Annotated in this window: 20 protein-coding genes; 8 read left to right on the forward strand and 12 right to left on the reverse strand. The window is 64.1% G+C overall.

Going from position 1 to position 20,626, the window contains the following annotated elements; all coding sequences use genetic code 11:
* Positions 1-2 precede the first annotated feature (2 nt).
* Genes ABZW16_RS19470 through ABZW16_RS19480 form a run of 3 tightly spaced genes read right to left on the reverse strand, consistent with a single transcriptional unit; the run spans position 3 to position 1,638 of the window.
* Positions 3-857 carry a helix-turn-helix transcriptional regulator gene (locus ABZW16_RS19470; protein WP_354957316.1) on the reverse strand — a complete coding sequence of 285 codons (855 nt, stop codon included), beginning with the start codon at positions 855-857 and terminating at the stop codon, positions 3-5.
* The gene (locus ABZW16_RS19475; protein ID WP_354957317.1) at positions 854-1,393 is read right to left on the reverse strand and encodes a DUF6879 family protein; all 540 of its coding nucleotides are present in this window, start codon (positions 1,391-1,393) and stop codon (positions 854-856) included. The genes ABZW16_RS19470 and ABZW16_RS19475 overlap by 4 nt, the downstream gene beginning before the upstream one ends.
* Positions 1,390-1,638, reverse strand: coding sequence for a hypothetical protein (locus ABZW16_RS19480; protein WP_354957318.1), 249 nt, complete (start codon positions 1,636-1,638; stop codon positions 1,390-1,392). The genes ABZW16_RS19475 and ABZW16_RS19480 overlap by 4 nt, the downstream gene beginning before the upstream one ends.
* A 321-nt stretch (positions 1,639-1,959) precedes the next feature.
* On the opposite strand from ABZW16_RS19480, the gene ABZW16_RS19485 reads away from it, so the two are divergent.
* From ABZW16_RS19485 to ABZW16_RS19495, 3 genes are all read left to right on the forward strand, one after another.
* Positions 1,960-2,232 carry a hypothetical protein gene (locus ABZW16_RS19485; RefSeq protein ID WP_354957319.1) on the forward strand — a complete coding sequence of 91 codons (273 nt, stop codon included), beginning with the start codon at positions 1,960-1,962 and terminating at the stop codon, positions 2,230-2,232.
* Between the two features lie 112 nt (positions 2,233-2,344).
* Complete coding sequence (locus tag ABZW16_RS19490; RefSeq protein WP_354957320.1) at positions 2,345-4,069, forward strand: ribonucleotide reductase N-terminal alpha domain-containing protein; 1,725 nt, start codon at positions 2,345-2,347, stop codon at positions 4,067-4,069.
* 8 nt (positions 4,070-4,077) lie between these two features.
* The gene (locus ABZW16_RS19495) at positions 4,078-4,542 is read left to right on the forward strand and encodes an NUDIX hydrolase (RefSeq protein WP_354957321.1); all 465 of its coding nucleotides are present in this window, start codon (positions 4,078-4,080) and stop codon (positions 4,540-4,542) included.
* Between the two features lie 141 nt (positions 4,543-4,683).
* Here the strand turns inward: ABZW16_RS19495 and ABZW16_RS19500 are convergent, their stop codons facing one another.
* The 5 genes from ABZW16_RS19500 to ABZW16_RS19520 are packed head-to-tail and all read right to left on the reverse strand — an operon-like array spanning position 4,684 to position 11,721.
* Complete coding sequence (locus ABZW16_RS19500; RefSeq protein WP_354957322.1) at positions 4,684-6,435, reverse strand: amidohydrolase family protein; 1,752 nt, start codon at positions 6,433-6,435, stop codon at positions 4,684-4,686.
* A 13-nt stretch (positions 6,436-6,448) separates the two neighbouring features.
* The gene (locus ABZW16_RS19505; RefSeq protein ID WP_354957323.1) at positions 6,449-8,137 is read right to left on the reverse strand and encodes a class I adenylate-forming enzyme family protein; all 1,689 of its coding nucleotides are present in this window, start codon (positions 8,135-8,137) and stop codon (positions 6,449-6,451) included.
* 23 nt (positions 8,138-8,160) lie between these two features.
* Positions 8,161-9,201 (reverse strand): NAD(P)-dependent alcohol dehydrogenase, encoded by a 1,041-nt coding sequence (locus tag ABZW16_RS19510; RefSeq protein ID WP_354957348.1) that lies wholly within the window; start codon positions 9,199-9,201, stop codon positions 8,161-8,163.
* Entirely contained in the window at positions 9,201-10,340 is a 1,140-nt protein-coding gene (locus tag ABZW16_RS19515) for a serine hydrolase domain-containing protein (RefSeq protein WP_354957325.1), read from the reverse strand. The genes ABZW16_RS19510 and ABZW16_RS19515 overlap by 1 nt, the downstream gene beginning before the upstream one ends.
* A gap of 13 nt (positions 10,341-10,353) precedes the next feature.
* Positions 10,354-11,721, reverse strand: a complete 1,368-nt coding sequence (locus ABZW16_RS19520) for an NAD(P)-binding domain-containing protein (RefSeq protein WP_354957326.1) — start codon at positions 11,719-11,721, stop codon at positions 10,354-10,356.
* Positions 11,722-11,929: 208 nt separating this feature from the next.
* Here ABZW16_RS19520 and ABZW16_RS19525 point away from each other — a divergent pair, with 208 nt between their 5' ends.
* Together ABZW16_RS19525 and ABZW16_RS19530 are read left to right on the forward strand one after the other, a co-directional pair.
* Positions 11,930-12,547: a helix-turn-helix domain-containing protein gene (locus ABZW16_RS19525; RefSeq protein ID WP_354957327.1), complete on the forward strand. Its 618-nt coding sequence runs from the start codon at positions 11,930-11,932 to the stop codon at positions 12,545-12,547.
* Positions 12,548-12,751: 204 nt separating this feature from the next.
* Positions 12,752-13,477 carry a DUF6319 family protein gene (locus ABZW16_RS19530; protein ID WP_354957328.1) on the forward strand — a complete coding sequence of 242 codons (726 nt, stop codon included), beginning with the start codon at positions 12,752-12,754 and terminating at the stop codon, positions 13,475-13,477.
* 171 nt (positions 13,478-13,648) lie between these two features.
* Here ABZW16_RS19530 and ABZW16_RS19535 read toward each other — a convergent pair whose 3' ends face one another.
* The 3 genes from ABZW16_RS19535 to ABZW16_RS19545 are packed head-to-tail and all read right to left on the reverse strand — an operon-like array spanning position 13,649 to position 16,445.
* Positions 13,649-15,238: a GGDEF domain-containing protein gene (locus ABZW16_RS19535; RefSeq protein ID WP_354957329.1), complete on the reverse strand. Its 1,590-nt coding sequence runs from the start codon at positions 15,236-15,238 to the stop codon at positions 13,649-13,651.
* 8 nt (positions 15,239-15,246) lie between these two features.
* Positions 15,247-15,858 (reverse strand): hypothetical protein, encoded by a 612-nt coding sequence (locus tag ABZW16_RS19540; RefSeq protein WP_354957330.1) that lies wholly within the window; start codon positions 15,856-15,858, stop codon positions 15,247-15,249.
* Positions 15,855-16,445 (reverse strand): pyruvoyl-dependent arginine decarboxylase, encoded by a 591-nt coding sequence (locus tag ABZW16_RS19545; RefSeq protein ID WP_354957331.1) that lies wholly within the window; start codon positions 16,443-16,445, stop codon positions 15,855-15,857. The genes ABZW16_RS19540 and ABZW16_RS19545 overlap by 4 nt, the downstream gene beginning before the upstream one ends.
* Positions 16,446-16,639: 194 nt before the next feature.
* Here ABZW16_RS19545 and galK point away from each other — a divergent pair, with 194 nt between their 5' ends.
* From galK to ABZW16_RS19560, 3 genes are all read left to right on the forward strand, one after another.
* A complete protein-coding gene (gene galK / locus ABZW16_RS19550) occupies positions 16,640-17,761 on the forward strand; it encodes a galactokinase (protein ID WP_354957332.1) in 1,122 nt (373 codons plus the stop codon).
* A gap of 151 nt (positions 17,762-17,912) precedes the next feature.
* Entirely contained in the window at positions 17,913-19,628 is a 1,716-nt protein-coding gene (locus tag ABZW16_RS19555) for a sodium:solute symporter family protein (RefSeq protein ID WP_354957349.1), read from the forward strand.
* 12 nt (positions 19,629-19,640) lie between these two features.
* The gene (locus ABZW16_RS19560; RefSeq protein WP_354957333.1) at positions 19,641-19,895 is read left to right on the forward strand and encodes a hypothetical protein; all 255 of its coding nucleotides are present in this window, start codon (positions 19,641-19,643) and stop codon (positions 19,893-19,895) included.
* 64 nt (positions 19,896-19,959) lie between these two features.
* Here the strand turns inward: ABZW16_RS19560 and ABZW16_RS19565 are convergent, their stop codons facing one another.
* Complete coding sequence (locus tag ABZW16_RS19565) at positions 19,960-20,574, reverse strand: DJ-1/PfpI family protein (protein ID WP_354957334.1); 615 nt, start codon at positions 20,572-20,574, stop codon at positions 19,960-19,962.
* Positions 20,575-20,626 lie beyond the last annotated feature (52 nt).

The raw sequence follows: 20,626 nt of genomic DNA on the forward strand, positions 1-20,626 counted from the left end.
AATTACGTTCCGCCACTAGCGGATCGTGGTTGCCGCCGCCCCATTGCTTGACCGATTAGTACCCGAGCGGCTTCACCGATCACCGCCTGCCCAAGGAGCGTTTGGAATACCTGCTCATAGAGCACCAGTTCCCGCGGTTGGGTGATGGTCAGTTCAGCCGAGATCGTTTCGACGTGGGCGACCCTGCGGTCGAAGATGACGAAGTTCGTCGTCGGCACCTGGTAATCAGACATGGTCGGGATGACGCTTACCACCACATTTGGCAGGCGCATCACGCTCAGGAGGTGATCCAGCTGGCCGATCATGATGTCGTCAGATCCGACCGTGGTGTACAACACCTGTTCGGCCAGAACGAAATTGAACCGGTGGTTGCCGTGACGGAGAACCTGCTGCCGTTCGATCCGGGCAGCGATACCCTCGTCGACCGGTTCATCGTGGCTATAGAAGGCTGACACCTTGCCGAGCATCGCCCGCATGTACTCCTTGGTTTGGAGCAGGCCCGGCATGATGACCGGCTCGAACCAGCGGGTCAGCCGCGTCTCGGCTTCCAGTCCGTGAAGTTGCTGCTGCTTGCGCCGTATGCCGGCGATTCGTTTCCATTCGACATAGGCCGCTTCAACGTTGCGCAGCGTGGCGATCAGATCGGGCACCTGCGGCTTGGCCTTGCAGTGGCGGCACCAGATCCGGATGTCAGCCTCGGACGGTGCCTGCTTGCCGCTCTCGATCTTGGATATCTTCGAGGAGTGCCACCCCGTCAGCTCGGCCAGCTGGACGCCAGAGAGGCCCGCGTCTTTGCGCAGCTCCCGAAGACGGGCGCCTAACGCCTCTCTGGCATCACGAACGCTGGAGCTGGTCACTTGGCAGCAGCGAAGTCGCTCTCCACGTAGTCAGCGTGCGGGACACCGAGGCCCCACACTTTGTCACGAATGGCGACGCAGTGAGCCGCGATCACCGGATCCTCGGTGACGGCGAACCCGCCGAAGTCACCATCTTCTTTGAAGGTGACGAAGACGACCAGGCGGTCATCAAACAGCCAGTAGTCGTCGCCGGCCAGCTCGGTGGAGTCGATCAGGGGGCGCGGCAGCCACTTGATCTCCTCGCCCGCTTGGATGTTCAGCGGGGCGATCGTCAGGCCGAACCGGGTGTAGTCCACATGCGGAATACTGACCAGCCGGACGCGATGAACCTGCTTGCCGGTTGACGTCACCTCGTTGATCAGGGTATCCCAGGAACGGCACCACTCGTAGTCGTCGGGCTCTCCGGCCAGAAACTTGCGGAACGGTTCATGCTCGTCAGCGATGAGGTACTCGTCCTGGGTTTCCAGGTGAAAGGCCCGCTTCCAGGCACCAGCGCGGAAGAGGTCGACGAATTCCTCGCCCTGGATCAGCTTCATACGGGCCGGATTTCCTTTCCTATTGGCACCTCGATGGCGGTTTCATGGTCGGGGAGGTTCATCTGCTGCAAGGCTTCCAGATCGGTCACCGGGGTGCCGCTGAGGGTGAAGGTTCCGCGTCCGGTATCCGTCAGCTCGGCACCGAGGCAGGTCCCCTGCTCCAGGAAACCCAGCAGCATATGGGGGATCTCGATCACCGAGCCGTCCGGCCCGATACGCCACCCCTGGATGACATACGTCCCCATGTCGGAAGCGAAAAGCGTTGGGCACGTGCCGTTTTGACTACCGACACCGAGGCATCGTAAACGCATGGCGACCATCCTTGATCTCATGATGCGTGTATTTGCTCGAACATCGTCATCGTGGCTTGTCGCGGGACGGTCGGTCAACGGTCCAGGCATGCCCGAAGCAAATCCGAGCAAAAGCGTGGCAGACAGCAAGCTCGCCGCTCTAGCGTCGATGAGCAGGCGCTCGGCACCAGATGAAAACCTGCTCAGGACATCACTGCGGCGGGATACCCCTGGTGCCGAGCTGCTCTACCACGGGAGCGAGGGGAGTGAATCGCGTTGCGCCAGTACTTGGTCAAGGTGCACTGCTGCGGCAGCCGGTGGCTGGTCCATGTGCCGGCGTTTGATCGCTGGACGCCGGTCGATGACAAGAAGGCCATTGCGCCGACAGCGAAGACGATGATCACTGCTCTCACCGGCGCCACTCCTGACACTTTCGGCATCGACCTTACCGAAGCCCGAGTGGTCGCCAGCATCGAAGAATTCGCCGCAAGCGCAGCAAGGCTTCAGCTCTGGCATGGGGATGTTCCGACCGGCGTTCCCCACGAGTGAATTACCGATAATTCAGCACATTACCTGGACGGCCTGGTTACACCGTCTGGGCTGCTGCCGTCCGGCTTCATAGACCTCAAAAAATAGCTCATACAATCGAAAAGGGCCGTCTATGTCTCACTTTGTGCCGTCAACTCGGGCTGAACATGTCCTGCGAACCGGCAGAATAATTGCTGCCGATGAGACACCCGCAGCGATGGTGCAGCGCGTCACCAAGGCTTTGGCTTGCCAGGAGGTGGAGTTCTCGGGCCAGAAGTCGGGAGCACAGTTTGCCGAGGCATTTGGAACGGCGCTCTGTAGCAAAGAAATTGTGATGAGTACGCCTGTCATGACTAACGCGGGCCGTTACATAAATAGGCCCCTTGCAGCGTGCACCGTGCCGACAGTCGATTTTGATCCAGTCAGTTCAAGGCGACTCAGAGAAGAGATCATCAAGCTGCATGAGCAAGGCATGGGTACCGGCTTCAATCTCGATGAGACTGACGATCCGGTCGCTACGCTCCAGTTTCTTAACCAGGTCGCCTTTGAAAGCGCCAACAATGGGCGAGAAGATCGGCCGGTGGGAAACATGGCGGTCCTGAGCGTCCGGCATCCAAAGATTTATGAGTTCATCAACGCCAAGGTGGACGCTTCGTCGGACGGAGCCGATTGGAAGTTCAATACTTCCGTCAACATTGACGGTGCATTTATGGAGGCAGTCGAGGCAGGGCATGGCATTGAACTAGACGACGAGCGGCAGGTTGATCCCCGCCACCTCTTTGACGAAATTTGTAGCGCTGCAACCATCTGCGCCGACCCCGGCCTTGTATTCCTCGATCGAATGAACGCACGCAACCCTATTCCCGCAATGGGCGCATACACGACGACGGCGCCGTGCGCCGAGGTTGGATTGATTGCTGGCGAGACCTGCCAATTCGGCTACATCAACGTCCGGAAGTTCGTCGCCACCGACACCGCGGGGCGGGTGATTATCGACTTCACGAGGCTTGCGCAAACAACGCGGCTGATGACGCGCGCTCTGGATAACAGTATCCAGATCAGCCAAAAGAACCTCGACGGGACGCGGGCGCAGCATGTCTCACGGCAGAAACGCAAGATCGGTGTTGGCCTCTGCGGCATCGCGGATGCATTCAGCGCCACAGGTCTTCCCTATGATTCTGATACGGCCCGAACCTTGATGGAGGATATGCTGTCCTTCGTCAACTTCGCGTCGAAAGAAGCCTCGGTGCGTCTTGCCGAGGAGCGTGGGCCATTCGGCGCGATGCGTACCACTGTGATTGGAAACTGTCACCGGGAGACACCGGGGCATATCGAGAGGCTTTATGGGCACCTGACTTCTGGCACGGTGACAGCCGACGAGTGGTGCAAACTGTCCAGGCATATTGCGGTGACCGGCATGCTGCGCAACGTGTCGACGATCGCGCTTCCGCCAACCGGCCGGAGCGCCTTGATTATCGACGCCTCTACGGGTATTGAGCCCCATTTCGATACCTTCGCGGCAAATGAAGAGGTGCTTGCTGCTTTGGAGCGAGTCGTACGAGCAAACTATGGCGAGTCTATCTATTCGGACTCTGCCACCCATTCGCAACCGGTCAGAGAGATTCTGGCATCCGCGTCTGACATAAGCCCTGCCGGGCATATTGGTATGGCGTCTGCATTGCAGCGGTACACCGATGAGGCCGTCTCGAAGACGATCAACCTACCACTCGGTTCGACGGCAGACGACGTGCGTGCAGTATACTGCGCGGGCTACGGGGCGAATATGAGTGGCGTGACCGTCTACGTCGACGGCACACGCAAGGCGCAGCCCAGGAAATTGCGTCAATTAACACGATGAGGAGCAATATGAGGGGCACCACTCATTTCCAGTACTGCCAAAAGCTCGTAGTGATCGACCCGGCGACAGATAGTATTCTTCTTGCACGCCGCAAGGGTGAGGCTGACTATGACGGCGTCTATTCCTTCATCGGCGGGAAAATGGAAACAACCGACGGTACTATCCTCGATGCTATCCGCCGCGAGAAGGAAGAGGAAATCGGCCAGGCTGCGACGATCCTGATCGCCGAAGACCTCTCGTACAATATTCTCTTCAAGAAGAAGGACGGCAACAGTATGATCCTGCCGCACTTCTATGCGGAGTATGCAGGCGGCGAGATCGAGCTAAACGAGGAGTACTCGGATTACGTGTGGGTTCCGAAGGACCAGCTGGATTCTTTCGGACCGATGATCCAGACGATTCCCGAGGCGGTCCGTTGGGCGGCTGAAATTGGTGAGATGGTCAAGAAGGGGCAGGGGCTTACGAAGCTGTAGCGCCCCTTCACCGTGTATTCCTCTCTGGCGATTGCTACCGGCCAAGGTGTGACCTTTAGGGAGATTTACCCAGTGCTGATCCGACACCACGTCCGCGGAGAAGGCCTCGGCGATCAGCGAATCGCCGGTCGGTACGGCTGGTCAGCTCTTCGTCGTGCCCGCCCGGAGGAACCGACCCGTGCGCTCGGTGCCCAGGACCGGCGCGGCCTCACCATCGCCGAAGACGTATTCACCCCCGACGAGCACCGCGGTCACGGTCGCATCGTTGCGGTTGACCATCCGGGGGAGGTCGTCGAATACCTCGACCGGATGTTCGGCGTAGGCCTCGACGGTCTCGTCGAGATGCGCTGGATCGATGACGACCAGGTCGGCGCGGTCACCCGGGCGCAGATGGCCCGCGTCGATGCCGTACCAGTCGGCGAGTTCGCCGGTGATCCGGTGCACGGCCCGTTCCAGGGATAGGAACGGTCGGCCCGCGCGCTCGGCGTCGTGCACCCGGCGCAGGAACCGCAGCCCGAAGTTGTAGAAGGCCATATTGCGCAGGTGCGCACCGGCATCGGAAAAGCCCAGCTGCACACCGGGATCGGCCGCGAACCGGTCCAGCACCTGCGGCCGGTGATTGGAAATGGTTGTCCGCCAACGCACTTTGCCGCCGTATTCGACGACCAGATCCAGGAACGCGTCCACCGGATGCAGTCCACCGCGATCGAGGCCGACCTGACCGAAGGTCTTGCCGAGTACCGATTGATCCGGGCACGCCACGATTTCGGCATCGAAGAAGTCGCGATGCCAGACCCGCGGCCCGAACTTCTTGTCGTAGTCCTTGCGGAACCGGCGTCGATAGCCCTCGTCGCGCAGCAGTTCCCTGCGCTGTTCCAGTTGGTTGGACAGGTGCAGGGCCGCCGCACCCGAACCGAACTCCTCGAAGACCGGCAGATCGATACCGTCGGAGTACACCTCGAACGGCACCGGCAGATGTTGCCAGCGGAAGTCGCCGCCCAGCCGGTTGAGTACCCGGGCGATCAGCGGAAACATCTGGGCGACAGCAGGAATGGCCTTGATATCGGCCGCTGAGAGCAGGCTGACCTTGAGCGGCTTGCGGAAGATGCCGAGGCTGCTCGCCGCCATCGCGACCAGACTCTGCGGCCGCGCCACATCCGGACCGCCCTGCAGCGCCCGGCCGCGGCTGCGCAGGATGGCATTGAGTCTGCGGCGTTCCCGCGTGGTGGCATAGGTCGATGGCAGGGTGCGCGAGCGGCACACCTCACCGTCGAGTTTGTCGAACAACAGCTGCTGGGAGGACATGCCGACGAAGCCCGCGTCCAGCGCCTCATCGAGTTTCGCGGCCATGGCCGCCAATTCGGCCTCGGTGGGGCGGACCTCCTTGCGGGTGGCGCGATCCAGTCCCATCTCGGCGGCCCGGATATCGGAATGTCCGATGAACGCGGCGAGATTCGGACCGAGCGGCAGTGCCTCCAACGCCGCCACATATTCGCGCGCCGATGTCCAGGATTTGGTTTCGGTCATCGCCGCGACCACATGTTTGCGCGGGATGGCCTCGACCCGCCCGAAGAGATCACCGGCGTCGGATGCGCCGACGTGCACCGTGGACAGCGAGCACGAACCGAGCAGTACGGTGGTGATGCCGTGCCGGATGGATTCGGCGAGTGCCGGACTCTGCAGCACCTCGACGTCGTAGTGGGTGTGGATGTCGATCATGCCGGGAATCACCCACTTCCCGGCGGCATCGATGACATTCGGGCAGTCGGTCTCATCGAGCGGTTCGGCCGAGACCACGGCGATAACGCCATCGCGAATGCCGAGGTGGCGGATGGCCGATGGGGAGGCGGCGCCGTCGAACCAGCGTCCGCCGCTAATGATGGTGTCGTACATGACTTCTCATATCTCAGTGCTGATCCGAGGCCGAGTCGGCAGACAGGGCTTCGGCGATTCCGGCGCGCACGACCTTGCCGGTCGCATTGCGGGTCAACGGTGTGGTGGTGAGCTGCCAGCGCGCGGGGACCTTGTAGTAGGCGATGCGCTGCTTCGCGAACTCGATGAGCTCCTGTTCGTTTGTGGCGGAAAGACTCTCGACGACAACGAGCGCCGCGACCTGTTGCCCCAGATCGTCATCGGGCAGGCCGACGATGGCGCATTCGCGGACCGCAGGATGTTCGTCCAGGCACTGCTCGACCTCGGTCGGATAGACGTTCTCGCCCCCGCGCAGGATGAGATCCGAACGCCTCCCGGATAAGCGGAGTCGACCCTGTTCGAGTACGCCTATATCGCCGGTGCGCAGCCAGCGGTCGGCGGTGATGGCAGCGGCGGTCGCGGCATCGTCGGCCCAGTAGCCGAGCATGACATACGGGCTGCGCACACAGATCTCGCCTTCCACCCCCTCGACGACCGGCTCCCCGAGCTCATCGCGGATCTGCAGCTCGACTCCGATTACCGGGCGGCCCACGGTATCCGGGAAGGCGGCGAGTTCGGCCGGAGCCGCGATGGTCGCCGCGGTACTGCATTCGGTCATGCCATAGCTGGTCACCAGCGCGGTTTTGGCGACCGGAAGCTGGTCGCGCAATTGCTGTTGCAGCGCGGCTGAGGACGGCGCGGAGTTGAGCGAGAAGGCGGCCAGCGATGACAGGTCGTACTTCGACATCTCGACCTCGAGCAGTCGACTCGCCATCGTCGGCATGGCGCCCCAGTTGGAGATCCGCTCCCGCTCGATCAGCCGCAGTATCCGTTCGGCATCGAATGCGCCCTGGTAGATGACGGCGGTATCGCCGGTCGCCATCCGCGGCAGCACCAGATTGTGCAGGCTGGCGATGTGGAACAGCGGGGAGGTGAGCAGGAAGCGACGTCCCTTCGGGCCACCGTCGTCGGCACCGCCCTGGAAGGCGGCGGCGAGTGCGTCGTTGAACCGGTGATAGTCGATGACCGCCACCAGGTTTCGATGGGTGTGCACCGCGCCCTTGGGGCGGCCGCTGGTGCCGCTGGTGTAGAGGATGACCGCGGGATCGTCCTCGTCCACCGCCGCGTGCGGCACCTCGCCGTCGCCGAATTCGGCGATCAGCGCGGGCAGATCGTGCTCCATGGTGAGCACGGGCACCTGAGTATCGAGCTGCGCCACCTGTGCCGCGCGTTTCGCATCGACGATCAGCACGGCGGGACCGGTGTGTTCGAGGCCGTAGGCGATTTCGCGCGGCATCCACCAGGCGTTGTAGCCGACCGCGATCGCGCCGAGCGCCTGCGCGGCCCAGAACGTCACCACCCATTCGGGAGTATTGGCCGCGAGAATGCCGATCCGGTCGCCCTTTCCGACGCCGTAGCGTTCCCGCAACGCCCGAGCCAGCGCATATACCGCGGCCGCATGCTCGGCATAGGACATCCGCCGGTCCTCGGTCACCAGGTAATCGCGATCGCCCAGCGCCACCGAATTCGCGAGGACATCGCCCAACGCGCGCACGCGATCCCTGATCACCGGAATCGGTGCGCCGAGGACATCCTCGACCGTCATCTCGAACTGACCACCCGGCCCGGTCAGCCGTGCCACGGCCTGGGCGGCCATTGCCTGTGGATCGAAAGGCTTTGTCATAAACGGCACTTCCTCATGGGTCATTAGGGCACCAGCACTGCGCGGCCGGTGATGAGTCCGCGTTCGAGCTGGTCGAGGGCTTCGCGGCCGTCCGCGAGATCGAAGCGTTCGACCTCGACGGTGAGCCTGCCCGATCGGGCCAGTGCAATGGAGTTGATCAGATCGGATTTGGTGCCGCCGTAGGACTTTCGAACCGACGCACCCCAGGGCCAGCCGGGTCCACCCGCCGGTCCCGCGGTGATCTCCGGTGCGCCGCCGCCGAGTCCGATCATCCGGTATGCGCCATTGGGGGCAACCGATTCCACGGCGAGGGTCGCGGTCGCGTCCACGCCGACGAAGTCGAATACGGCATCGGCGCCGCGACCGTCGGTGCGGTCCAGGATTTCGCGTGCGGTGTCGGCGCCGCTGAGCAGCCCCTCGGCCGCGCCGCAGCGGGCGGCGAGGGCGAGTTTGTCCTCGCTGATATCGACCGCGATCACCTGTGCCGCGCTGGTCGCGGTGAGGATCTGCACCGCGACGTGGCCGAGCCCGCCGATGCCGATGACCACCGCGACCGAACCCGGTCGCAGCTGTGCCCGTGCGCCCTCGATGGCGTGATAGCTCGACAGAGCCGCGTCGGCCAGCGGTGCGGCCTGGAGGAAATCCAGGTCGCCGATGGGTACGAAAGAGCTTGCGGGGATGCGGATGTACTCCGCCATACCACCGTCGGGACCGAGTCCGGGACATGGCGGCATGGCGGTCCGACCGGCGGCCAGACAGACATTCTCATTGCCGCTCACACACTCTCGGCACACACCGCAGGACCAGCACAGATAGACGATGCCCCGGTCGCCGGCCACCCGCCCCTGGACATCGCTGCCGACCGCTTCGATGGTGCCCGCGACCTCGTGTCCGAGCGTCAGCGGTTCCTCGCGCATCTTGAACGGGATATGCAGCACGTGCAGATCCGAATGGCAGATTCCGGCCGCGCCGACGCGCAGCAGCAGATCTGTCGGCCCGATCTCGGGCACCGCCACCTCGCGCAGCTCCAGCACACCCGGATCGGTGAGCTGCAATGCCCGCATCATGACCGCACCACCGAAAACACCTCGCGCAGATAGGCATTCGCGCGATCGGAGCCGATGAGTCCCGGTGCCATCTTGTTCATGGTGTAGGCGAAGGTGACCCGGTGCTCGAGGTCGTTGACCACGATGGCGCCGCCGAATCCGGCCCACCAGCAGACCCGGCCGCCGGGGACCTCCGGTGCGGTCTGCGGTTGGGGGAGTCCGTACCCGAGTCCGAAGCGCAGCGGCAGCAGCAGCGCCAGATCCGCACCGTCGGACTGCTGTTCGAAGATCAGGTCGATGGTCTTCTCCGACAAGAACCTGCGTCCGTTCAATTCGCCACCGCAGGACACCAGCGATTGCACGCGGGCCACCGAACGGGCATTGCCGTGTCCGTTCACCGCGCCGATCTCGGCCGTGCGCCACGCGGCGCTATTGGCCTCCGGAATATCGAGCAACGGGCTGGTGAGCGTCTTGACCAGGATGCTCTCCTGATCGAGCGCCGCCATATCGAATTCCAGCAGCGGCGGTGGGACCAGCGGCGCGATCCGGTCGTGATGTTCGGGGCCGGTGCCGATATGGAAGTCGGCATCCAGCGGTCCCGCCAGTTCCTCGGCGAAGATCTGCCCGAGCGTGCGGCCGGTGATGCGGCGGATCACCTCGCCGACCAGATGTCCGTAGTTCAGCGCGTGATATCCGGATGCGGTGCCCGGTTCCCACCAGGGCGGCTGCGCGGCGAGCCGGGCGCTGGCCGCTTCGGTGTCGTAGATATCGGCCAGTTCGATCGGCCGTTCCCAGCCGGAGACACCGGAGGTGTGCCCGAGCAGATGGCGGATCTCGATATCGGCCTTGCCGTTGGCGGCGAATTCCGGCCAGTAGTGCGCGACCTTTTGCTGCACATCCAGCTCACCGCGGTCGACCAGCAGCAGCGCGGATAGCGCGGTCATGGTCTTGCTGATGGAGAAGACATTGACCAAGGTGTCCTCGGTCCATGGCACGGTGCGTTCGAGATCGCGGTGTCCGCCCCAGATATCGACGACCGGTTCGCCGTCCACCAGCACACAGATCGCCGCGCCGAGCTCCTCGCCCGAGGCAATCTGGTTCGCCAATTCCGTTCGCACACCGTGGAATTCGTCAGCGCAGAATCCTGACGTCGTCATGATGAGCGCCCCCTCACGCATTCTCGAACGCGCGGGCGGGCACCGGCAGCGCATGGCCAGCGGCGGCGGCGCGCTTTGCGCCCCTGGCCAGTTCGCGGTTCATATCGCGCACGTAGGGCTCGAATTCGACCTGGATCGTGTGCCGGGGCGAGTTGTAGTACCGCCCGCTGCGGCGCTCCTCGGCCGCGGTGATCTCCGCGTTCATCTCCGCTTCCGACGGCGGCAGGTACTTGCCGGTCAGATATGCCGCGACCAACTTGGACTGCTGTTCGGCGAAATTCACCAGGGTCGGCAGCGGTTGAGCCAGGCCGAGATAGAACAGATTGTCCACACCCGGCTTCATCATCTGCTTGAACAGCGGAATGCGATTCTGCTCGTCGGGCACCAGTTTCGGATCCGAGAAGAACGGGAAGCTGATGTGATAGCCGGTGGCGCAGACGATCACATCCACCTCCTCGGTGCTGCCATCGGCGAAGCGCACCCGCGGACCCTCCAGCGCGGTAATGGCCGGTTTGAAGGCGATATCGCCGCATCCGGCGCGATGCAGGAACTCCTCACTGGCCGAAGGATGCGCCTCGAACGGCTTGTGATCCGGCTTCGGCAGTCCGTAGAACTCCATATCGCCGCGGAACTTGCGCACGAAGCGCTGCTTGAGCTTCATGCTGACCTTGCGCGGAATCCACGGCGGCACACTCTGTTTGTCACCGACCGCGCCGTGCACATATTTCGGCAGCACCCACACTCCGCGCCGGGCCGAGACGGTCAGCTTCTCGGCGATGAAGCGCTGCGAGAGCTCCGAGGCGATATCCAGCCCGGAGTTGCCCATGCCGACCACCACGACCTTCTTGCCGCGCATATCGACCGGGTCGAACGGATCGTTGTAGGCATGGCTGTGTATCAGCACGCCGTCGAATTCGCCGGGATAGTCGGGCGTGCGCGGATCCCAGTGGTGGCCGTTGCAGACGATCAGTGCGTCGTAGCCGCGGGTGCGACCGTCGCTCGCGGTGACCAGCCAGCGGCCGTCTTCCTGCCGTTCGGCCGCGGTGACCTTGGTATCGAAGAGGATCTTGTCGCGGAAGCCGAAATGCTCAACATAATCGCGGAAGTACTGGAACAGCTGCGAATGGTGCGGGAAATCCGGCCATTCCTCCGGCGCCGGGTAATCCTCGAACGCCAGGCGGAACTTGCTGGTGTCGATATGCAGCGACTGGTAGCAGGCCGACATGCCATTGGGATTCTTGAAGTACCAATTGCCGCCGACTTCATCACTGGCCTCGAAGACATCGAAGGGAATATCGAAGTCCTGCAGGCGTTTTGCGGCGGTGATACCGGAGGGGCCCGCGCCGATGACGCATACCCGGGGCAGATTGCGTTGAGTCAATTCACTGGTCCTCGTCTGAAGGATTGCCGTCACCTATCGGCGGCACCGGATGCGGTGCCCGAACCATCCGCCAGCCGCCTGCGACCGTGGAGTGACGTAGGCAACAAAGTAGCACTGGCTAGACTTGGTGTCTAGTGAATGACATGATGTCTAGCGAAGCCCGCGTTCTCGGACTTCTCCGACGACCGACCCGAGGTGGCCGCACCCCATGCCGACCAAGTCGAACCCGCTGAGTCTGCGCGATGAGCAGAAGTTGCAGACCCGCGCGAAATTGCTGGATGGCGCGAAAGCGCTGTTCGCCGAGCGGGGCTATGCGGCGGTCCGGGTGGACGACATCACCGCTGCCGTCGGCTGCAGCCGCGCCACCTTCTACTTACACTTCGCTAGTAAGCAGGAGTTGCTGCGGGCCATTGCCGAACAAGGCACCGCGCCGACCGCGCTGCACTTCTACGAGGATCTGGACCGGGTGCTCGATACCGGCTCGCGCGCGGAGTTCGTGGACTGGGTGGCCCGGGCTATCGCCTGGTTCCAGGAATACAAGGATCTGCTGCCCGCCTGGGACGAGGCCACTGCGCTGGAACCGGAGTTCCGCGAACTCGCCCGGCAGGGCATCCTCGCCCTGCCCAATGCCATGACCTCCTACCTCGCCCGTTGGCCCGCCGACCGGCAGGACGAGGCCCGGTTGCGCGTGGAACTGCTTGTCGCCCAACTGGAACGCTTCTTCACCCGCTGGGCCATGCAGGGCACCATCGACGTTACCGCCGACCGGGCCGCCGAGGTCCTCGCCGAAATCTGGTTCCCCGCTCTGCAGGCGCCCACGACGTAGGAGCGGATCCGGCTATCCCGAGCGGGCGCCCCGCCGCGCTGATAGCTAATCATTTGCTGAAGTTCGGAATCTTGCCTGCTCCTGGGCGGATTCGGTGGCGGCCTGTGTATCTGTCGGTGGCGTGCGGCATCATCTGTGCACGCAGCCATCCACGAATACCGCTCGGAGTGCACAATGCCGTCCCCAAGAACGAAACCACAGCCGTTGTCGGACACTGAAATTCAGCAGATCGCCACGGACATCGCTGGCGGTCGCCCGCCGATGGTGTGGTTCACCGCGGCCGCGGTTGGCGTGCCGGAGGGACGGTCCGGCAAGGTGGTCGAGATCGGTGATCGATCCGAAAGCGACTTCCTGCGGGTCAAGCCGACCGGATCGAAGGATGTACTGTCCTTTTCTCCGACCGAAGTCACGTTGACCAAGCCGCCGCGGGATAAGGCGGCGCCCGCTAGTCCTGCCCAGCCGAAGTCGACAACCAGGAAGGAATCCACTGTGACCCAGCCGTCGACCTTGACGACGAGTATCGCCACTCCACCGAGCCCGGCGCCGAGCCCGACCCCGGCCGCGCCGAAACCCGTTGCCCCCGCTGCCGAACCGGCCAAACCTGCCGCCGCCACGGGTGCCGCGAAGCCCGCCGCCAAGGCGACCGCCGCCCGCGCCAAGCCGAAGGCGCCCGAGGTCACGGTGACGCTTACCGGAACCGCGGACGGCGAATGGTCGGTCGATGTGGTCAGCGGTAAGAAGAAGTCCGTGCGCGGGCTGCCGGTGACCAGCTCGGCGGTGGCGCAGGCGGCCAAGGTGCTGCATCCGGAGGTGGCCGAGGTGGTGGCCGGAATCCTGGAGGCGGCCCGCGTGGTGCAGGAGTCCAAGGTGCAGCAGTTACAGACGGAGTTAGCCGAAGCGAAGCGGCTGCTCGAGGAGTTGTCGGACTAGACCGCGGTACTGGCCGGAGCAACTGGCGGTACTGGCTGACCGGACCGCGGTGCCGGGTTGACCGGACCGCGGTGCTGGGCTGATCGGACCGCGGTGCTGGGCTGATCGGACCGCGGTGCTGGGCTGACCGGACCGCGGTGCCGGGCTGACCGGACCGCGGTGCCGGGCTGATCAAACCGCGGTGCTGGCCGACGTCCCGCTGGCATTGTGCGACCTGCCGCTCGGGCGCCAGATCCGGCGTCCCGAGTCGGCGGTGCCGTGGCGGGTGTCGCTGCCATGGCGCGTGTCCGTACCGTGGCGCAGATCGTCATGGAATGCGTAGCCGAGCGAGTACTCCTTCGCGTGGTACATCGCCGAATCCGCATACCGGATGAGGTCGTAGATGGTGTCCTCGGAGCTGTGCGGGCTGCCGCAGGCCAGTCCGACACTCGCGGTGATAGGGATTTCGCCCGCGCTCAGCTCGAACGGCCGAACGAAGGCGCCGAGTAGTCGTTCCGCGAGCATGGCCGCCTCCTGCCGCTCGAGCGACGCGAGCACCACGAATTCGTCGCCGCCGTAGCGGGCCACCACATCGTCGTGCCGTATGACGCGCCGGATCCGGGATGCCGCATTCGCGATCAGCTCATCGCCGACCGCATGGCCATAGCTGTCATTGACCATCTTGAAGCCGTCGAGATCGATGAACAGCAGACACAATGGCTGCTCGATCCAGTACTCGCGGTTGCGATTCAGCGCGCGCAGCAGGGCGGACCGGTTGAGCAATCCGGTGAGCATATCGTGATCGGCCTGGTACTGCGCGCGCCGTTCACTGCGCGCACTGCGCACGATGGCGCGTTCGCTGCGTACCAGCACACCGATGAGCAGCAGTGCGCACAGCGAGGAGACCACCGCCCGATCCAGGGTGTCCAGGCTCGAGCCGACCACCGGAACCAGCGAGGCCACGATCAACGCGACCGCGATGAAACTGGCCCGCTGCCGCGAGTGATGTGGGTGGATGCGCCGGGGCGCACCGAGGGTCGCCATGGTCGGATGCAGTGCCGCGACACCGACGATCAGGTAGGCGAGCAGCAGTGGCGCCGGCAGTATCTCGTGTCCGACGGGTGCGCTGCCGACGGTATCGAGGCTGTAGCCGAGATCGCCGATGAGCACCGCGATCAGGCCGACGTGCAGTAGGCGCAGCGAGGTCTCCGACCGGGTCGCGGTCGCCATTGAATGCGCGACGAGGGTCAGCAGCAATGCGTCCAGTACCGGATAGGTCGCGGCAACCAGGGTGTTCATCGTGGTGTCGTGCGATTGCAGGATCGGTGAGATCAGAAAGGTCCACGAGGCCAGCAGGGCACCGAGCCCGATGAGCGCGGAGTCGAGCAGCAGGTCGTAGTTGGCCCGGACCTGGCGCGGGCGCAGCCACAGCGTCGCGGCCACGCCGATGCCGAAATAGCCTGCGAGAGTGAACAGATCGTCGATCGGGTGCATCGCGTGATCGTCGATCTCCCGGGTGGCCGTGCCCGTGGCGAACAGCACGGCCGAGGCCGAGAGCAGATACCAGGGCAGCGGCCGCTCTGGTCGGTGCCGCCACAGGCCGATGCCGATCATGGTGAGCGCGCCGATCACCACGGCGGCCATGGTCAGCAGCGACAGGGGCTGCCGATCGACCAGGAGCAGTACCGCGAGCCCGATCGCGATACCGGCGAGAAGTACTGTGCTCCACCACATTTCGAGACGGTGGCGGGCGGTCATCGACTGCTCTTCGCTGACTGTCATCAGCCCCCCTAGGTCGCTCCATCCCCAGTGAACCGCGCCGCGTAGTAGGTCTGTGAATCCTCCACCGCGACTTCGACGTTCGCCTGTTGCTCATCGAGCACCGCTCGAATGCTGTCGGCGAAGGAAAAACGAGTGTTGTTGTACGAGCAGATGTCCCAACCGACCGCGGCGCGCTCGGCCACCAGTACCTGGACAACTGATTTGATCATGGCATGGAACGCGGCGCCTTGTCGTGCACTTGGCGCAACAAGGGTGAAACCGGCGTAGTAGATCGCATTGCGCGCCGCGTACTCGGGATAGCGGGTGGTGAAGTACTCCGGGCTGATCCACGGCACGGTCTCGAGATGTTTGGTCAGCGTGGTCACCCCGATGGGTTCGCCGGTCGCGGTGCGCGCGACATGTTTGGCGACCCGCGGATCGACCATCTCCTCGTGGAATTCGGAACGGTGCAGGACCTGTCTGGCAATGGCCTTGGTCCGCAACGGGCCGAAGGCCTCCTCGTAGAGCCGGTGGAACATTTCGATCCGGTCGTCCGGAATGCGCGATTCGATAGTGACGTGCAGCCCACCCGTCGTTCGACCGCCAACCCGCGTCGAATCGCTGCGCGCTGCCGCCGTCATCGCTGCCCCCACGGGGTGGTGTGGTACGCGGCCAGTACCAGCGCGCAGGTCGGCGTGCCATCGGAGCGGGCCTCGGTGGTGCACAGCTGAATCGGGCCGAACCGCTCGGGCCGGTTGCGGGTCATATCGGTCAGACTGGATCGGATCAGTCGCGCCACCTCCGCGGCGGTTTCGGCCTCGTGTTCGACGAAAAGTCCGGCGCCGGAACCGTCGTCGCGCAGTACCCAGCCGATACCGGCGCTGGCCCGCTCACCCGCCGCGTGCGCATGCTGCGCGGCGTAGACACAGTAGAGCCGATCTCCCCAGGGGATCGGCTTGCGGACCCGACCCGTGCGGGCCAAGGTGGCGCGCGGCGGAATGACCGATGACAGGCGAATCAAGTTGGCATCACCTACTCCCAGGTCACGCAGTGCCGCATCGAAGGCCGACATAGCCGTCGGGCCCGCCCCGGTCGCCGCGCCGATCTCGATCGTCAGTGGAGCTCCGGAGTCACGCTGATCGTCGCGATCCGGCCTGCCCATAGGCGGGAGTAGTCGATCGATCCACTGCAGCCCGAGTAGGCCGCTGCGTGGGGTCGTGTGAATCATAATGCCCTCCCGAAACCGTCGGCCGATTTTGCAGGCCGGTATTGCGTCAAATTCGACTGTGCGTCAAGAAGATCGATCGCGCATCCGCGCCGACCGAAGACCGTGCTCGCGCGGCGTGTCTCGTAGGGTGTGGTTCCGGTGGTTGCTGGGATGGCAGGCGTGGGCACTGGCCGATAGACCGAAGTGAGGAATTCGTGCCGAAGTGGGTGGCGCCCGGGCGGGTCAATATCATCGGTGAGCACACCGATTACAACGACGGCTTCGTGCTGCCCATCGCATTACCGCTGGTAGTCGAGTGTGTGGCCGAGGTCCGCCGAGACGGACTTGCGCGGGTGGCGTCGCGGCAGCGCCCCGGTCAGGTGGTGCTTGTCGAGCCGGGTGACCTTGGCGCGGAACGGGATCGGCTGCCGCCGTGGGCGCGGTATCCGCTGGGCGTTGTGTCCGAATTCGTACGGCACGGGTATCCGGTCGACGGGGTCGATCTCGAACTCGACGGCGCGGTGCCGATCGGCGCTGGCCTATCCTCCTCGGCCGCGTTGTCGTGTGCGGTGGCGGTTGCCCTGCGAGATCTGTTCGCGCCCAGCGTCACCGATCGGGAGTTGATCGATCTCGCGCGCGCCGCCGAGAACGACTACGTGGGAGTGCCGACGGGCGTGCTCGATCAGTCCGCCTCCATACTGTGCCGGGCGGGACACGCGCTCTTCCTCGACGTCCGTGACTTTCGCAGTGCGGCGAGCCGTGGCGGTGGATACGAACAGATCCCGTTCGACCTGAACCGGTTCGGATTGGAACTACTCGTGATCGATACCGGGCAACCGCACGAGTTGGTCGACGGGGGTTACGCCACCCGGCGCGCCGAGTGCGAGGCGGCGGCCATCGAACTCGGCGTATCCGCACTGCGCGATGTCGATTCGATCGTGGCGCTCGATCGGATCGCCGATCCGGTCCTGCGTCAGCGGGCTCGACACGTTGTCACCGAGAATGCGCGAGTGCTGACAGTTGCCAAGAAGTTGCGGGCCGGTGTGGATCCGCGCGAGATCGGCCCGATACTCACCGCGGCGCACGCATCCCTGCGCGATGATTTCGCCGTGTCCACACCGGCTCTGGACACGGCTGTCGCCGCGGCGCTGGACACCGGGGCGCACGGTGCACGCATGGTCGGCGGCGGGTTCGGCGGCAGTGTCATCGCGCTCACCGATCGCAATGACACCGCGACGGTCGCCGAAGCGGTGCGAAACCGGTTCGTGCAATCGGGCTTCGACGCACCGCGCACCTTCGTGGTGCTGCCGGGCGCTGGCGCCCACCGCGTCGACTGAGCAGCCGATCGGGCGATACATCCGACCTTTGTGCGTGAATGTGCCGCGTGGGTGAGGCACAATCACGCACAGTAGAACGCACGACTGGCTCGACGCCCGGTTTAATACCTGGAGGGACGACGCTGTGCCGCTTGCCGATTCGACCGTTTTCATAGCAGCGCCGGATACCGTCTCGGTACAGGCCTCGTCGACGCTGCGCCTGGATGCGCAGCCGGTGGACTATGTGCTGGTCGCGCTGTATTTCCTCTTCGTACTCGGCATCGGTCTGCTGGCCAGGCGGCGGGTCTCGTCGAGTATCGACTTCTTCCTCTCCGGCCGATCGCTGCCCGCCTGGGTGACCGGACTGGCCTTCATCTCCGCCAATCTCGGCGCGGTCGAGATCATGGGCATGTCGGCCAATGGCGCCGAATACGGCTTCCCGACCTTCCACTACTTCTGGATCGGCGCGGTGCCCGCCATGCTGTTCCTCGGTGTGGTGATGATGCCGTTCTACTACGGCTCCAAGGTGCGCAGCGTGCCGGAGTTCATGCGGCGGCGCTTCGGCACCGGCGCACATCTGGTCAATGCGTTGAGCTTCGCGATCGCGCAGGTGCTCATTGCCGGAGTGAATCTGTACCTGCTCGGCTCCATCCTGAATGTGCTGCTCGGCTGGCCGCTGTGGGTGTCGGTGATCGTCGCGGCGGCGATCGTGCTCTCCTACATCACCCTCGGTGGACTGTCCGCGGCGATCTACAACGAGGTGCTGCAGTTCTTCGTCATCGTTGCCGCGCTGCTGCCGCTGACCCTGGTCGGCCTGCACAAGGCGGGTGGCTGGGAGGGGCTGCGGGACAAGGTGACCGCATCACCGGGCGGCGCCGAACAGTTGGAGTCCTGGCCGGGCACCGCGCTCAGTGGCTTCTCCAATAGCTTCCTCTCCGTAGTCGGCATTGTGTTCGGACTCGGATTCGTGCTCTCGTTCGGATACTGGACCACCAACTTCGTCGAGGTGCAGCGCGCCCTGGCGACGCATTCCATTTCCGCCGCGCGGCGCACCCCGATCATCGGCGCGTATCCGAAGATGTTCATTCCATTGATCGTGGTGATTCCCGGCATGATCAGCGCGGTGCTGGTGCCGCAGATGCGCGAGTACAAGGCGGCGGTGACGGCCGATCCGAATTTCTCCGGTGATGTCACCTATAACCAGGCGCTGCTGTATCTGATGAAGGATGTGCTGCCGAACGGGCTGCTCGGCGTCGGGCTCGCCGGATTGCTCGCGGCGTTCATGGCCGGGATGGCCGCCAATGTCTCCGCATTCAATACGGTGTTCAGCTATGACCTCTGGCAGCAGTATGTGCGCCGGGATCGACCGGACGGCTACTACCTGACGGTGGGGCGGCTGGCCACGGTAGGCGCGACCGTCGCGGCCATCGGAACCGCCTTCATCGCGGCCAATTTCAGCAATATGATGGACTACCTGCAGACACTGTTCAGCTTCTTCAACGCGCCATTGTTCGCGACCTTCATTCTGGGTATGTTCTGGAAGCGGATGACACCGACGGCGGGTTGGATGGGGCTGGTCTTCGGAACCCTCTCGGCCATTGTGGTTTTCATCCTGCACAAGACCGATGTCTTCGAAATGTCGGGCCAGGGGTCGAGTTTCGTCGCGGCCGGTGTCGCCTTCGTCGTGGATATCGCCGTCAGCGTCGCGGTCACCCAGGTGACGGCATCGAAACCGGATGCCGAACTCGTCGGGCTCGTCTATTCGGAGACGCCCAAACAATTGCGCCACGATCCGGACGAGGCCAGCCTGCCCTGGTATCAGCGTCCGGTGCTGCTCGCGGGCATTGCCCTGGTCCTGGTCATCGCCCTCAATATCATTGTCGGATAAGGAGGCCAGCCGATGCTTTTCGATATCCGGACCATTGTCGGCGCACTGCTCGGCAGTTATGCCGTCATCTTGATCGTGACGGGGCTGGTGCACAATACCGCCGCCGAGGAGGCCAAGACCGGTGGTGTGAATGTGAACGTCTGGGCCGGTGTCGGCATGGGTGCGGTGGCCCTCGCCTTCCTGGTCTGGGTGCTGTTGCGGCCGGTGTCCGTGCCGACCGAGACCGCTGCGCCTGCCGCCGAGGCGGATTCGCCACCCGAGCCCTGACCGGCGCGGATCGGTGACCTTGGAGTGTTAGGTCGGAACATTCGAGATCCCGCGCAGGAGCCGGTCATCGAGCCGGTTCGCTGGTCAGGTATGGGCTGATATTGCCCATCGCGCGTGCCACGTAGTCTTCCTTCTCGCCGACCGGAGCGACGTAGTGCAGAGCGCTTTCGGCCGCTTCGACACTTTCCAGGCGGGCGATCATCCAGGCCGCGAGGTAGTGCGATGCGAGGCAGCCGCCCGCGGTGGCGAGGTTGCCCTTGGCGAAGAAGGGCTGCTCGAGCACATCGACTCCGGCTGCCTGGACCCACGGTTTGGTCGTCAGATCGGTGCAGGCCGGTACACCGTCGAGTAGTCCGAGCTTGGCCAGCACCAACGTCCCGGAACATTGTCCGGCCAGCAGTTGCCGAGACGGGGCGAGTCGCAACCGTGCCATCAGTTCCTGGTCGGCGACAACTTCGCGGGTCTGCATCCCGCTGCCCACGATGACCGCGTCCGCGGCGCCGGCTTCCTCCAGGGTGGCCGTCGACTCGATGACCACACCGTTCATCGAACGGACTCGCCGGGTAGGACTGGCGATCGATACCCGCCAGTCGGTCTTCTTGACTCGATTGAGAACGCCGAGCGCGATGAGCGAGTCGAGTTCGTTGTAGCCCTCGAAGGTGAGGATGGCGATATGCATGTCGGTTGCCTTTCCCGGTCGCTACCGGGCACCGTACGGCCGTGATCCAATA

It is taken from the genome of Nocardia sp. NPDC004604 (assembly GCF_040609795.1).
GTDB lineage: Bacteria > Actinomycetota > Actinomycetes > Mycobacteriales > Mycobacteriaceae > Nocardia.